At 70.7% G+C, this 14,319-nt stretch carries 11 protein-coding genes; 9 read left to right on the forward strand and 2 right to left on the reverse strand.

The genetic code is table 11. The features are described 5' to 3' along the window. Window positions 1–144 precede the first annotated feature (144 nt). Both glmU and BJ982_RS11310 read left to right on the forward strand, forming a co-directional pair. Window positions 145–1,656, forward strand: a complete 1,512-nt coding sequence (gene glmU / locus BJ982_RS11305) for a bifunctional UDP-N-acetylglucosamine diphosphorylase/glucosamine-1-phosphate N-acetyltransferase GlmU (RefSeq protein WP_184879234.1) — start codon at window positions 145–147, stop codon at window positions 1,654–1,656. A 79-nt stretch (window positions 1,657–1,735) separates the two neighbouring features. Then, a complete protein-coding gene (locus BJ982_RS11310) occupies window positions 1,736–2,713 on the forward strand; it encodes a ribose-phosphate diphosphokinase (protein WP_184879237.1) in 978 nt (325 codons plus the stop codon). A gap of 281 nt (window positions 2,714–2,994) precedes the next feature. On the opposite strand, the gene BJ982_RS11315 is transcribed toward BJ982_RS11310, so the two are convergent. Further along, window positions 2,995–3,375 carry an ATP-binding protein gene (locus BJ982_RS11315; RefSeq protein WP_184879240.1) on the reverse strand — a complete coding sequence of 127 codons (381 nt, stop codon included), beginning with the start codon at window positions 3,373–3,375 and terminating at the stop codon, window positions 2,995–2,997. Window positions 3,376–3,691: 316 nt separating this feature from the next. On the opposite strand from BJ982_RS11315, the gene BJ982_RS40380 reads away from it, so the two are divergent. From BJ982_RS40380 to BJ982_RS11345, 6 genes are all read left to right on the forward strand, one after another. Next, on the forward strand, window positions 3,692–4,585 hold the full coding sequence (locus BJ982_RS40380) for a helix-turn-helix domain-containing protein (protein WP_239123670.1): 894 nt from the start codon (window positions 3,692–3,694) through the stop codon (window positions 4,583–4,585). Between the two features lie 7 nt (window positions 4,586–4,592). Further along, the gene (locus tag BJ982_RS11325; RefSeq protein ID WP_307784663.1) at window positions 4,593–4,808 is read left to right on the forward strand and encodes a DUF397 domain-containing protein; all 216 of its coding nucleotides are present in this window, start codon (window positions 4,593–4,595) and stop codon (window positions 4,806–4,808) included. Between the two features lie 287 nt (window positions 4,809–5,095). Continuing rightward, window positions 5,096–5,254: a DUF6247 family protein gene (locus BJ982_RS11330; protein WP_184879243.1), complete on the forward strand. Its 159-nt coding sequence runs from the start codon at window positions 5,096–5,098 to the stop codon at window positions 5,252–5,254. 440 nt (window positions 5,255–5,694) lie between these two features. Next, the gene (locus tag BJ982_RS11335; protein WP_184879246.1) at window positions 5,695–6,300 is read left to right on the forward strand and encodes a 50S ribosomal protein L25/general stress protein Ctc; all 606 of its coding nucleotides are present in this window, start codon (window positions 5,695–5,697) and stop codon (window positions 6,298–6,300) included. 136 nt (window positions 6,301–6,436) lie between these two features. Continuing rightward, complete coding sequence (pth, locus tag BJ982_RS11340) at window positions 6,437–7,051, forward strand: aminoacyl-tRNA hydrolase (RefSeq protein WP_239123672.1); 615 nt, start codon at window positions 6,437–6,439, stop codon at window positions 7,049–7,051. Window positions 7,052–7,164: 113 nt separating this feature from the next. Beyond that, window positions 7,165–11,226 carry a CHAT domain-containing protein gene (locus BJ982_RS11345; RefSeq protein ID WP_184879249.1) on the forward strand — a complete coding sequence of 1,354 codons (4,062 nt, stop codon included), beginning with the start codon at window positions 7,165–7,167 and terminating at the stop codon, window positions 11,224–11,226. A gap of 24 nt (window positions 11,227–11,250) precedes the next feature. On the opposite strand, the gene BJ982_RS40385 is transcribed toward BJ982_RS11345, so the two are convergent. Then, window positions 11,251–13,350, reverse strand: a complete 2,100-nt coding sequence (locus tag BJ982_RS40385; protein ID WP_184879252.1) for an outer membrane protein assembly factor BamB family protein — start codon at window positions 13,348–13,350, stop codon at window positions 11,251–11,253. Window positions 13,351–13,677: 327 nt separating this feature from the next. On the opposite strand from BJ982_RS40385, the gene BJ982_RS11355 reads away from it, so the two are divergent. Beyond that, window positions 13,678–14,301, forward strand: a complete 624-nt coding sequence (locus BJ982_RS11355; RefSeq protein WP_184879255.1) for a hypothetical protein — start codon at window positions 13,678–13,680, stop codon at window positions 14,299–14,301. The last annotated feature ends 18 nt before the right edge of the window (window positions 14,302–14,319 follow it).

Raw genomic sequence — 14,319 nt, forward strand, 5'->3', positions numbered from 1 at the left:
CACACGGCAGGGGTCCGAGCCTCGCCGGGAAGGCGGCGGGTAAGCTCGCGGTGTCGGGTGGGTGGCGGTGCGGTGCCCGGGGGGTTACCGCGCGTCGTCCCGCTCTGTCATGTCTCAGCCGCGACGCCGAGGGAGCCTCAGTCCGTGAGTGTGCCGCGCCCGGCAGCCGTCATCGTCCTCGCCGCCGGCGAGGGCACCCGCATGAAATCCTCCACACCCAAGGTCCTGCACGAGCTGTGCGGACGCCCCCTGGTCGACCACGTGCTGGCCAGCGCGCGCGGCCTTTCGCCCGAGCGCCTCATCGTCGTCATCGGCCACGCCCGCGAGCAGGTCGAAGCCCATCTCACCGCCGCGGGCCCCGACACCCGCGCGGTCGTCCAGGCCGAGCAGAAGGGCACGGGGCACGCCGTGCGCACGGTCCTGGAGTCCGTCGGCACCATCGGCGGAACGGTCCTCGTCACGTACGGCGACACCCCGCTGCTGCGCACCGAAACCCTCGCCGGGCTCCTGAGCAGCCACGCCGCCGACGGCAACGCGGTGACCGTCCTGACCGCCGAGGTGCCCGACCCGACCGGCTACGGCCGCATCATCCGCGACGACTCGGGCGCCGTCCTGCAGATCGTCGAGGAGCGCGACGCCACCCCGCGGCAGCGGGCCGTCAAGGAGATGAACTCCGGCGTCTACGCCTTCGACGGGTCCCTGCTCGCCGACGCCGTCAAGCGCGTCTCCACCGCCAACGCCCAGGGCGAGGAGTACCTCACCGACGTGCTGTCGATCCTCCGCGAGGACGGTCACCGCGTCGGCGCCCACATCGCGCCCGACCACGTCGAGGTCGAGGGCGTGAACGACCGCGCGCAGCTCGCCTTCGCCCGCGCGGTGCTCAACTCCCGCATCCTGCGCGCGCACATGCGCGCCGGGGTCACCGTCATCGACCCGGCCACCACCTGGGTGGACGTCGGCGTCACGCTGGAGCCGGACGTGGTGATCCATCCCGGCACCCAGCTGCACGGCCGCACCTCCGTCGCCTCCGGCGCCGAGGTCGGGCCCGCCACCACCCTCACCGACACGGCCGTCGGCGCGGGCGCCGTCGTACGCAACAGCGTCTGCGACGGCGCCGAGATCGGCCCTGGGGCGTCGGTGGGGCCGTACGCCTACCTGCGGCCGGGCACCGTCCTCGGCCGGCGGGCCAAGGCCGGCACCTACGTCGAGATGAAGAACGCCCGTCTCGGCGACGGGTCCAAGGTGCCGCACCTGACCTACGTCGGCGACGCCACGATCGGCGAGGGCTCCAACATCGGGGCCTCCAGCGTGTTCGTCAACTACGACGGGGTGCGCAAGCACCACACGACGGTCGGCGACCACGTCCGGGTCGGCAGCGACAACATGCTCGTCGCGCCGGTCACCATCGGCGACGGCGCCTACACCGCGGCGGGCTCGGTCATCACCAACGACGTCCCTCCGGGGGCGATGGCGGTCGGCCGGGCGCGCCAGCGCACCATCGAAGGGTGGGTCGCGCGCAGGCGCGCGGGCACCGCCTCCGACGAGGCGGCGCGTCGCGCGCTGGAAGGCCGGGGGGCCGTGAGCGCCGACGGACGGCAGACGTCCGCGGGCGATCAGGGTCCCTCCGGGGAACAACATCGGGAGAACAGCAAATGATTCAGCGCGGCGAGCGAGCCGGGTATCGCGGCGACGCATCGTGGCCGTGTCCTGTGTGCCGCCTGGAGAGGAGGGCAGCATGAGCGGCAAGAAGATGACCGGTGAGAAGCACTTGATGTTCATCTCCGGCAGGGCGTATCCGGAGCTCGCGGAGGAAGTGGCGCAGAACCTCGGTATCGACGTCACACCGACCAAGATCCATGACTTCGCCAACGGCGAGATCTACGCCCGCTACCTCGAGTCCGTACGAGGCAGCGACGCCTTCGTGATCCAGTCCCACACCCAGCCGATCAACACGTGGATCATGGAGCAGCTGATCATGGTGGACGCGCTCAAGCGCGCGTCGGCCAAGCGCATCACCGTGGTCCTGCCCTTCTTCGGCTACTCACGGCAGGACAAGAAGGGGCGCGGACGCGAGCCGATCACCGCCCGGCTCATGGCCGACCTCTTCAAGACCGCCGGGGCCGACCGCCTCATGTCGGTCGACCTGCACACCCCGCAGATCCAGGGCTTCTTCGACGGGCCCGTCGACCACCTGTTCGCGCTGCCCGTCCTGCACCGCTACCTCAGCGGCAAGCTCGACCCGGCCTCCACGACCATCGTCTCGCCCGACACCGGCCGCGTCCGCCTCGCCGAACGCTGGGCCGACCAGCTCGGCACGGCCGTCGCCTTCATCCACAAGCGGCGCGATCTCGACGTCGCCAACGAGGTGAAGGTCCACGAGGTCGTCGGCGAGGTCGAGGGCCGCACCTGTGTGCTGATCGACGACATGATCGACACCGGCGGCTCGATCACCAAGGCGGCCGACGCCCTGTACGAGCAGGGCGCGACCAACATCATCGTCGCCGCCACCCACGCGATCTTCTCGTCCCCGGCCGTGGACCGCCTGAAGAACTCCCGCATCTCCGAGGTCGTCGTCACCAACACCCTCCCCATCCCGGAGGAGAAGCGTTTCGACAAACTCACGGTGCTCTCCATCGCCCCCTTGATCGCCCGCGCCATCAGCGAAGTCTTCAACGACGGCTCAGTAACCAGCCTCTTCGAAGGCGACTCCTAGAACCCACCCAAAGCGGCGGCCCACCCACAAGGAGGCCGCCGCTTCCTCATTTCCAAGAGCCCGTGATCGACGCGCCGGCCTCCGGCTCGAAAAGGGCCTCGCCTCCGGCTTCGGACTGCGTTTCCCAGGGAGGGCCTCCGGCCCCCCTTCGACCCTCCAGGCGAAGGGCTCCGCGCCTCGCGCTCCTGGAACGTCCCTCGCGATATCCACGATTGGCTCCCGCACCTAACGCGCGACGTTGCTGGACGTTGAGGGACATGGCGGGGGCCGAACGGGGTGAATCACCTCCGGTCGGTCCCGAAGCTGAACCAGACCGTTTTCCCCATACCGTCCGCGTCCGGCCAGATGCCCCAGCTAGCGGCCAGAGCCTGCACGATGGACAGCCCCCGCCCTCCGGTCTCCTCCGGCTCGGCGTCACGTACGTGCAGCCGGGCTCCGCCGCCGTCGCTGACCGCACCGATGATCGCGGGCCCGGCGTGGTGCAGCGCCATGGTGACCGGCCCGGAACCGTGGATGAGCGCGTTCGTGACGAGCTCCGAGATGACGAGCTCGACATCGTCGACCACGTGGAACAGACCCCAGCCGGTGAGGGTCTTACGGGTCAGCTCCCGAGCCGTGCCAACACTGACCGGCTCGGACGCGAGAGTCCAACTTTCGTTCATACCGCCTCCGAGAGCGATCCCCAGCCTTGGGGGTTGGGGGGTGGGGGTGCTCATGGAGCGCGCGGTGAATTCGCCGACGGCGAGCACCTGGCCGCGGGCAATTTTGACGTCCACGTGTGGGGGACAGGGTCGGCGAGAGGGTCTTTCACGGCCGCCCTCGCGTACGGCTTGGTCGGGCTGGAAGATTCCAGTTCGTGAGGGCCGTTGACTCCGCCTTGTGGCTGCTAGGAGACTGTCCGTAGCCATAGTGCTACTGCAAGTATGAACCTGCAAGTTCTACTTCGAAACGTGCGGCATCTGTCCGGTGATACGTAACGTGTCGGACAGTGAGGCCGAATGCGCTGATTGGAGTGATGTGGTGACCGTCTCGGATTACAGCCCGACAGTGCGACTCCGCCGCCTCGGTCACGAGCTACGCCGTCTGCGGGAGGAGTCAGGGCAGACGGTGCACGATGCGGCCGCCGCTCTTGAGTGCTCATCCTCGAAGATCAGCCGCCTGGAGAACGGCCTGACCAAGAGGCCGGACGTGCATCATGTCCGAAGACTCTGTGAGATTTACGGCGTCACCAGCCGGTCCCTTATCGACGCTCTGGTCGAGCTCGCCCGTGAGGCCAAGAAGCGTGGCTGGTGGGCCGCCTACAGCGATGTCCTGACCGGCTCTTATGTCGGACTGGAGGCTGAGGCGTCGTCTATCCGGAACTTCGAATTGGCGCTTATCCCGGGTCTGCTTCAAACGCCCGAGTACGCAGCGGAGATCATCCGGGCGGGCGGAGTCCGTGACCCCCGAGAAGTCGAGCGCCGGGTGGCGGCCCGCATGGAGCGGCAACAGTTACTGCTGCGCGACAGCCCCCCGCAGCTCTGGGCGGTGATCGACGAGGCGGCGTTGTTCCGTCCGGTGGGAAGTCGGAAGGTCCGTGAGGCTCAACTAAGGAAGTTGGTGGACACCAGTCCGCTACATCACGTAAAGCTGCAGATATTGCCCTTTTCCGCTGGCCCGCATGCCGGCCTCAGCGGCCAGTTCGTGATCCTGGATTTTCCTAGCGCCGTCGACCGCAGCGTGGTTTACGTGGAGACTCCGACGGACGGTCTCTATTTGGAGGAGGACGAGCAACTCAAACGCTATACGCTGATGTTTCAGTACTTGTGTGCTTCGGCGCTCAGCGTGGAGGCGTCGATCGCGTACCTATCCAATCTGATCGACAAGCTGTGAGGCATCAGTGGATCTGTCCAACCTGGATCTGTCCAGCGTGGAGTGGCGGAAGAGCATGCGCAGTCAGGCCACCAGCAACAACTGCGTCGAGGTGGCCGAGCTGCCTGGCGGGAACCGTGCCGTGCGCGACAGCAAGAAGCCCGGCGGCCCCGTTCTCGGCTTCACCTCAACCGGATGGAACTCCTTTATCGGCTGCATCAAGAGCGGCGAGCTTGGCTGGTAAGGGCCACATCTCACTTCATCCGAAACCGCTGCATCCCACCAGTTGTCCGTGCACGTTCGGGACGTCGCCGCACTGTCGTGAGCGCAGCGTGCGCCCACGGCGCTGTGGGGTTCCGAGTGCGCATGACGCGGCAGGCATATAAATGATCAAGCTAGTTCAAATTGGCCGCGAGAGCCGCATGTAACGCCTGGCGCCTTCGTTGACGGCCCGCTGATTCTCCGCCGTACTGTGGTGACCTGACCCCGTACCCGCGCCGCCACCAGGACGTGCGTGCACCCTTCCTACCCGTGGCTGACGAGGCTCCGCGTGCCATTCGCGCGGCCCTGCTGCCGGAGGATGTCGAAGACTTTGATCGTGGGTACCGGGCCGTCATTGCCGAAGCGACGGAAACGCTCGACCTCATGCCGGTGACGGCTTTCCTGGAACGCTGGTGGTGTGTGGCATGATCGACCGCTGACGCCGAGGGTCACCGCGTCATGTTGGCCGATGCCGATGGCCTGATGCGAGGCGAAGGGCTGTCCCCAACTCCGACGCGGGAGATGCCGGTGGACCTGGGCCTCTGTAGGCGTGCATGAGGCTGACAGCAGGAACTGGACGCGAGCCACGACATGCTCGCCGAGCGCCCGGACGCGGTCGCCGTGCTCGTCACGGAGTTCCTGGTCGGCAACGCGTCATGAGCGCCTTCTGAGGGACGACTTGTGCCTGGCCGGGAACGTGGGGCATGCGCGCCTGCTGAGGGGGGGTGCCTGGTCACGGACGTCGGGAGGGATGGTGGGGCGGGGGAGTCCGGTAGGGTTGAGGGGTTGTGTGCGCTCGTAACGCCTTCCGCTAGGGCGGGTGAGGGTGGGCGCCTTCCGAATTCACGAGCACTCCCTAGGAGATCACCGTGTCCGAAGTACGTATCGCCGCCGAGCCGCGCTCGGAGTTCGGCAAGGGCGCCGCGCGTAAGATCCGCCGCGCCGACAGGGTCCCCGCCGTCCTGTACGGACACGGCATCGAGCCGAAGCACCTCACGCTCCCGGGCCACGACCTCATGATCGCGCTGCGCACGCCGAACGTGCTCATCCGCGTCGAGGGTGAGGGCGTCAACGAGATCGCGCTGCCGAAGGGCGTCCAGCGCGACCCGCTCAAGGGCTTCATCGAGCACATCGACTTGCTGCTCGTGAAGCGCGGCGAGAAGGTCACCGTCGAGATCCCGGTCACCACCACCGGCGACATCGCCCCGGGCGGCCTGCTCGACCAGCAGCTCGTCACCGTCGCGGTCGAGGCCGAGGCCACCCACATCCCGACCGGTGTCGAGGTCGACATCGAGGGCCTGGAGGTCGGCGCGGTCGTCACCGCCGGCGACCTTGAGCTGCCGCGTGGCGCCACCCTTGCCGCCGACCCCGAGACCGTCGTGCTCCAGGTCATCACGGTCCCGACCACCGCCGAGGCCGAGGAGGCCCCCGAGGGCGAGGCCGAGGCCGCGCCCGCCGAGGCCGCCGCGGAGTAATCTCCCGTACAGTCGGCAGGGCAGCCAGGCGCCGGTCTCCGGCCGCCGGGCTGCCCTGTCCCATGTCCGCCTCAATGTCCGCCCCAAAAGTCCGATCCGATGTCCGACTTCCGGTCCGACGTCCCGGGGACGCCGAGTGAACGGAGACAATCTCGTGGACCGCTGGCTGATCGTCGGCCTGGGCAACCCCGGCCCGGAGTACGCCGGTAACCGGCACAACGCCGGGTTCATGGTGCTGGACGAGCTCGCCGGGCGGGCCGGCGGCCGGTTCAAGACCCACAAGGCCCATGCCGAGGTCGTCGAGGGCCGCCTGGTCGGCGCGCCGGTCGTGCTGGCCAAGCCCAGGTCGTACATGAACCTTTCCGGCGGCCCGGTGAAGGCCCTGGCCGACTTCTACAAGGTCGTCCCCGAGCGCGTGATCGTCGTGCACGACGAGCTGGACATCCCGTACGGCGCGCTGCGGGTCAAGCTCGGCGGCGGCGACAACGGGCACAACGGCCTGCGTTCGATCACCAAGTCCCTGGCGACCCGGGACTACCTGCGCGTCCGTTTCGGCGTGGGCCGTCCGCCCGGCCGCATGGACGCCGCCGACTTCGTCCTGCGCGACTTCGGCACCGCCGAGCGCAAGGACCTGCCCTTCCTGGTGGACCGCGCCGCCGACGTCGTGGAATCGCTGATCACCAGTGGCCTGGAGGCCACCCAGAACACCGTCCACGCCGCCGACCTCAACGCGGCCAAGCCGCCCCGCTGATCCAGGCCCGCCAGGGCAACCTGGGGGCATGCCGGTCCGTCCTACAGATGAGCACGCGCCGATGACCCGCGCGGGGTCCGGCGAGCGGGCGCGTCGAGCGGGAGGCCCGGGTCATGGGGGAACGCGAAGATCTGATCGACTCGATCTGGACGCGGATCGAACACGTCCTCGTGGGCGGCGATCCGGCCGTACTCCTGGAGGGCGACGCCTTCACCGCGGTGACCCGGCTGCTCACGCTGGCCGGGGGCGCGGCCCGCGACGCCGAGGCGGCCCAGATCGCCGGGTGGTTCCACTGGCTGCGCTTCCAGCTGCTGCCCGAGGGAGCGGACCAGGCCGACCTCGGGTCCGCGATGGCGCTGCTGGCCCTCGTGTACGAGACGTCCCCCGAAGCCGTGCCACCCGACCTGCGGGCGGCGTTCGACGAGCACGGCGTGTCCTGGCCGGACCGGCCCGAGGACGCCCATGTCTGGCACGAGGAGGCGGCCGCCGCCTACGAGGAGCATCTGCGGACCGGTGAGTTCGCCGCGCTGGAGCGGGCCGTGACCTTCATCCGCCGGAGCCTCGCCGCGACCCCGCCCGGCCACCCCGGCCGTGCCATGGTCCTGACCGATCTCATGAACGTCCTGCGGACGCTGTTCGTCGAGACCGGCGACCCGGCGACGCTGAGCGAGGCGGTCACGCTCGGCCGCGAGGCGGCCCGCGTCACCCCCGCCGGCGATCCCGGCCGTGCGCCGTGTCTGACGACCCTGGCGAGCGCCCTGCGCGTCGTGTTCGAGTCCGGTGGCGATCCGGCGGCGCTGGACGAATCGGTCGAGGTGGGGCGCGAGGCGGTGGCCTCCTTCCGGCCCGGCGACCCCGGGCGGCCGTCGGCCATGGCGGATCTCGCCGACGGCTTGCGGATCCTGTTCGAGCGGGACGGCACGGTGGCGGCGCTGGAGGAGGCGGCCCGGCTGGGTCGCGAGGCGGTCGCCGCCACGCCGCCCGGACATCCCGAGCGTCACCACACCCTCTTCTGCCTGACGAATGTGCTGCGCAGGCTGTTCACCCTCGACACCGATCTCGCGCCGCTGGACGAGTCGATCGCGGCGGGGCGCGAGGCGCTGGCGTCCCTCGCGCCCGGTGATCTCAACCGGCCCATGGTGCAGTCGAACACCGCGGACGGCCTGCGGCTGCGCTACGAGGTGACCGGGGACGTCGCGGCGCTGCGGGAGGCGGTCGAGCTCGGCCGGGAGTCGGTCGCGGGGACGCCACCCGGTCACCACTATTTCGCCGAGATGCGCGGCAACCTCGCGCTCGCGCTCCAGCGGCTCTTCGACCGGACCGGTGAGGTCGCGGCGCTGGAGGAATCCATCCGGCTCGGCCGTGAGGCGCTGACGTCGGACGCGGCCAGACCGCACCTGCCGCAGATGCGGTCCAACCTCGCCAACGCGCTGCGCTTGCTGTACGAGCGGACCGGAGATCCCGTGGCGCTGGAGCAGGCGATCGAGGCAGGGCGTCAGACCCTCGCGATCACCCCGTCCGGCCAGGTGCGCCTCATGGCCCTGACCAATCTCGGGGTCGCGCTCCAGCTCCTCTACCAGCGGACCGGGGAGGTCACGGCACTGGAGGACGCCGTCGGCCACGGGCGCGAGGCGGTGGCCTCAAGCGCGCCGGGTGACCACCTGCGGCCGACACTCCTGTCCAACCTCTCGAACGGTCTGCGGATCATGTACGAGCGGACCGGCGACCCGGCGACGCTGGACGAGGCCGTCGCGGTGAGCCGTGCGGCGGCCGGGGCCACGCCGCCGGGCCACGCGAGCCGAGCCCTGTTCCTGTCCAATCTCGGGACCGCGCTGCACGCCGCGTTCGACCGGACCGGGGAGCCGGCGTCGCTGAGCGAGGCGATCGACGTGCTGCGGGAGGCGGTGCGCGCCGCCCCGCCCGGCGACCCCCGCCGCGCCGTCGCCCTGGCCAACCTCGGCAACGCGCTGCATGCCCACTTCGAGCGAAGCCGCGACCCGGAGGTCCTCGCCGAGGCGGTCGCCGTGTGGCGCGAGTCGCTGCTCGCCGTCCCCGAGAGCGGCGTCGGCCGCGCCAGATATCTCTCCAACCTCGCACTCAGCCTGCGGGACCTGTCCGAACAGACCGGGGACGCCGCCGCGCTGACCGAGGCGGTCGAGCTGCTGCGAGAGGCCATAGCCGTCACCCCGGACGGAAGTCCCGACCGTGCGCTGTACTTGTCCAATTTCGGGATAGTTCTGCGCGACCTGGCCGAGCGGACGGGAGCGCCCGCCGACCGGCGGGAGGCGATCACGACGGCTCGTGCGGCGGTCGCCGCGACGCCGGCCCTCCATCCCCAGCGCGCCGCCTACCAGTACAACCTCGGGATGACCCTGTGGACGTCGTTCCAGCTGACGGAGGAAGCGGCGCTGCTGGGCGAGGCCGGGGACGTCTTCGCCGAGGCGGCGGAGGCCGAGACCGCGACGCCGCTCGTACGGCTGAGCGCTTTCACCCGGCTCGGCGACACGGCGATGACGGCGGGCCGGGCCGTGGCCGCCCTGGACGCGTACGAGAAGGCCATCGCGTTGCTTCCGCAGGTCACGCCCCGGCGGCTGGACCGGGCCGCGCGCGAGCACGGCCTGGGGCGGGTCCGCGGGCTGCCGGGCGCCGCCGCCGCGGCGGCGATCACGGCGGGCCGTCCGGAACGCGCGGTCGAACTGCTGGAGCAGGCCCGTGGTGTCCTGATCGGGGAGACCATGGCCGCTCACGGTGACCTCACCGAGCTGCGCGGGCTCGCCCCGGGCCTGGCCGAGCGGTTCGAACGGCTCCGCGACGAGCTGGACGCCACCGACCGGACCGACCTGGCCCGCCTCGCGCCGGTCCAGGAGGTCCCGTCCTCGCCGGACGGCGGCGCGTGGCGGTCCCCGGCGGAGCAGGCCGCGCACGTGGCGGCCCGTGACCTCGTCGCCCGGCGCGGGCGCCTGGCCAAGGAGTGGGACGGCCTGCTCGCCGAGATCAGCCGGATCGGCGGGCTGGAGGGGTTCATGCTGCCGCCGCCCATCGACGTGCTGCGGCGGCAGGCCGCTCACGGCCCGATCGTGCTGGTGAACAGCAGCCCGTTCCGCTGCGACGCCCTCATCGTCACCGACGACCCCGGCCGCCCCGTGCGCCTGGTCGAGCTTCCCGGCGTCAGCGGCGGCGTCATCGAACAGGTCAACCGGTTCCTCGGCGCGCTGGCCGCCATCACCGCGCGGGGGCCGGAGCGCCTGGCCGGTCAGCGGGTCATCCGGGAGACGCTGGGCTGGCTGTGGGATCACGTCGCCGGGCCCGTCCTCGCCGAGCTGCGTTCCGGCGGCCTCGTGCGCGACGGCCGTGAGACGCGGCTGTGGTGGTGCCCGGTGGGGGAGATGACGATCCTGCCCCTGCACGCGGCGGGCCACCACGGTGCTTCCAAGCCCGCAGCCGCGCCGCGAACCGTGATGGACATGGTCGTCTCCTCCTACACTCCGACGATCCGCGCCCTGGGGTTCCTGCGCGACCGCGCCGCCGGCGGTGACCATCCGCCCGCGACGGCGACCTCCGGCGGCGGGTCCCCGCGCGCCCTGATCGTCGCCCTGCCGGCGACCCCGGACGCCGCCCCCCTGCCCGGCGCCCGCGCCGAAGCCCGGCTCCTGGCCCGGCTGCTGCCCGGATCCCTCACCCTCACCGGCGTGCGGGCGACCCACGACGCCGTCCTCGCGGCCCTGCCGGGGTGCCCGATCGCGCACCTGGCCTGCCACGGCGTCACCGACTGGCGGGTTCCCGCCGCCGGCCGGCTGCTCCTGCACGACCACACCACCCGGCCCCTCACCGTCACGGCGATCTCGCGGCTGCGCCTGGCCCACGCCGAGCTGGCCTACCTGTCGGCGTGCGACACGACCAGAGGGAACCAGAATCTGGCCGACGAGGCGGTGCACATCACCGCGGCCTTCCAGCTCGCCGGTTTCCGCAACGTCGTCGGCACCCTGTGGTCCATCAACGACCTCATCGCCGTCCGGATCGCCGAACAGGTCTACGACGACCTCACCGGCGGCGGCACCACCCCGCCGCGGACGGCGGGCACCGCCCGCGCCCTGCACCGCGCGCTGCTGAGGCTCCGCGCCGAGCACCCGGACGACCCCGCCCTCTGGGCCGCGCACATCCACGCGGGCGTCTGAGCCCCGCGCGGAAGCGCCGGACCGCTACCTCGCCGCCTTCAGGGCGTACAGCTTGTTGTCGTCGCTGCCGACGTAGACGACGCCGTCGGACACCGCGGGACTGGAGTAGACGCTGTTGCCGGTCCCGTGGACCCAGAGCACCCGGCCGTCGGCGGCGTCGAAGGCGTACACGTAGGCGTCGTTGCTGCCGACGTAGACGACCCCGTCGCGGACCGCGGGGCTGGAGAAGACGGCGTTGCCGGTCAGCCTCTTCCAGATCAGCCGGCCGGTCGCGGCGTCGAAGGCGTACACGTTGTGGTCCCGGCTGCCGACGTAGACGACGCCGTCGGCGACCACCGGCCGGGAGTCGACGATGTCCTTGGTCGGCATGCGCCAGCGGATGGAGCCGTCCGCGATGTTCAGGGCGAGCAGATCGTAGTTCTTGTCGCCGATGTACAGCACGCCGTTCGCGAGCGCCGGGTTGAAGAGGACGTTGCCGATGGTGGCGGTCCACTTGAAGGGGACGTACGTCGACCATTTCGCCTGGCGGGTCCGCGTGTCCACGGCGTACACGTGGCCGTCCCAGCTTCCGAAATAGACGACGTCGTCGGCCACCACCGGTGTCGAGGTGATCCAGCCCCCCGTGCGGAACGTCCAGCGGATCCTGCCGTCGGCGGCGTTCAGCGCGTAGAGAAGACCGTCGCCGGCGCCGAAATAGACGGTGTCTCCCGCCACGACCGCGGACTCGTCGATATAGCCGGGAAACCTGCTGGTCCACACCTCGCCGCCCGTGGTGGCGTCGCGCGCCGACACCTCGCTGTAGAACCCTTTGTTACTGACCACGTAGAGGGTGCGGGTGCCGTCCGCGATCGCCGGCCGTGCCGTGATGTCTCCGCGGAGCCGCGGGGACTCGGGCCAGACGCTTTTCCCGGTGTCGACGTCGAGTGCGTGCAGCCGGCCGTCGTTGCCGCCGAAATAGACGGTGCCCCGCCAGACCGTGATGGCCGAGGCGATGTCGGCGCTGCTGCTGAACGGCTTCTTCCACGCGGGGACGGCTCGGGGGTAGAAGGCCGGGTCCACCGAGACGGCGACTTCCGGCGTCCCTGCGGTGGCCGGTCCGGACGCCAGGGGCCGCACCGCACCGGGCGGGCGGAGAAAGGCCATCAGGACGACCACGGTCAGGAGGACGGCCGAGCAGCACCCGCCGACGAGCAGCGGCAGGGAGCGCCGTCGCCGGGGACCAGGCCCGGAGGGGGCCGCGTGGGCACGGGCATCGAGCCGCCGGCGGATGGCGGCGGCGTTCTCGGCCAGCTCGTCGTGCAACCGGTCCCGGGTGGCGGCGTTCTCCTGGAGAGCCTCGTCGACGCGGCGCAGGACCTTCGCCGCGGCGGCCCGGTCGCCTTCGCCCAGCAGATCGGCGGCTTCGATGGCGACCAGGGCGGCCGTGGGGGGAACCACCGGGGCGGGCAGCGCGCGGGACGCCATCAGCAGGCGTTCGGCCTGGGTGGCCTGAGCCCGGGTCTGCTCCCGCAGTTCGCCGGTCTCGGCTTGGCCGCGCCGGGCTTCCGCGAGCCTCTGTTCCACCTCGCCGCGCAGGCGTTCCGCCGCGCGCAGGCGCCGCCGCGTGTCGGCCAGTTCCTGGCGCAGCGCGCTGATCTCCTTCTCCAGGCGGGCGCGCTCGGCGGCGCTCGCGGTCGCCGTGCCGCCGTCCGGCCGGCGCGCGGCCAGGTCACGGCCGAGCGCCCGCTTGCGGTCGTCCAGCCGGGCGGTGGCCTGGGCGAGCAGGTCGCGCATCTCGACGAGGCCGCTTTCGAGCCGGGTGAGCCGATCGGCCGAGTACTGCACCCGCTCCATCGTCCTGGCGATGGCGACCATGAGCGCGTCCATCTCGGCCGTCCGGCCGGTGGACGGGTCTTCGGCGGAGTGGCGCGACGACGCCCACGCGACCAGGCCGATGGCCAGCGGCAGCAGCGTGGACCCGATCCCGATGACGTCGGAGACGGCGTTCAGGCCCTGCCAGCGCAGCGTGCACCACAGCAGTACCGTCGCGGCGACGAGCGTCACCCCGGCCGTCAGCCGTCGGTCGACCTTCCGCCCCTGCCCGCCGTGTCGCCGGCGTCCGACTCTCCGCCACGGTGCGCTCACGTCTTCCATTCTTGTGATGAATGCGTCGCCCGCCAGGCCGGTGGCCGAATCTCCATGAGAATGATTCTCCGGTGCGAGCCGGCACGCGTATCGGCATCGGCCGTTTATCGGATTACGGCCATCTGGTCGTCCTTGGCGACGGTGGAAACGGCCGGCACTTACGGCTGCTTTCGTCTGCGGTGATATGTCGTGATTCTTCGTGACAATGCCGCCACAACGTCGCCACAAGGTCGGCGCGGTAAACCGGAGGCGCTCCGGTTCGGCACCGGACGGCCACCGCCCGGCGTGCGCCAGAACGGCGCGCCCGGCACCCCCCAAGGAGGACCAGTGAAACGCAGCCGATGGGCAGCCTGCCTGCTCGCCCTACTCGTATCGGTGCTGGTAGGACAGGGCGTGCTCAGCACACCGGCCGAGGCCAAAGGGTACGGGAACTGCATCCCGATCTATTCCAACGGAAGGATCGTGTTCTGCGAGCCGATTCTGGTCGAAGTGGAGCGGTGGTGCCCGGGGTGCCCGGTGCCGTGCCCGAACTGCCTGCCCGAGTTCGCGCTCGATTTCCGTGAATACCTGGTACAGCCCGCATACCTGAAGTTGCAGTCCGTCCGAGATCTGACCAGAGGGCTGGGATTGCTCGACCAAGCGGCACGGACCCAGAACAGCCAGTTGCGCCAGGAGGCGCTGCTTTCGTTCACTTCCGTGGCGCGGTCGCTGGCGAGGGGCAGCACCGTGCGGCTGGAGCAGGCCGGGTACATCGATCGGGCCGCCGGCGTCGTCAGGCCCGCCGCCCTTCCGTGGCTGACCGGGGCCGGCACCCACATCGCCGAGGGGTTGACCACCCTGCAGCAGTACGTCAACAGCCCTCCCGGCCTGCCTTCCCCGGCCGATCCGCAGCAGGCGCTGGCGAGGATCGACCTGGCGCGCCAGGAACTCGCGCTCCAGATCGCCATGTGATGCGGACGGTGGGCTCCG

The sequence above is a fragment of the Sphaerisporangium siamense genome, from assembly GCF_014205275.1.
GTDB lineage: Bacteria > Actinomycetota > Actinomycetes > Streptosporangiales > Streptosporangiaceae > Sphaerisporangium > Sphaerisporangium siamense.

What these genes read in the sequence shown, in the direction of transcription:
- BJ982_RS11310 (WP_184879237.1), top strand. Translation starts at nt 1,736, where the DNA reads ATGAGCGGCAAGAAGATGACCGGTGAGAAGCACTTGATGTTCATCTCC.
- BJ982_RS11315 (WP_184879240.1), bottom strand. Translation starts at nt 3,375, where the DNA reads ATGAACGAAAGTTGGACTCTCGCGTCCGAGCCGGTCAGTGTTGGCACG.
- BJ982_RS11345 (WP_184879249.1), top strand. Translation starts at nt 7,165, where the DNA reads ATGGGGGAACGCGAAGATCTGATCGACTCGATCTGGACGCGGATCGAA.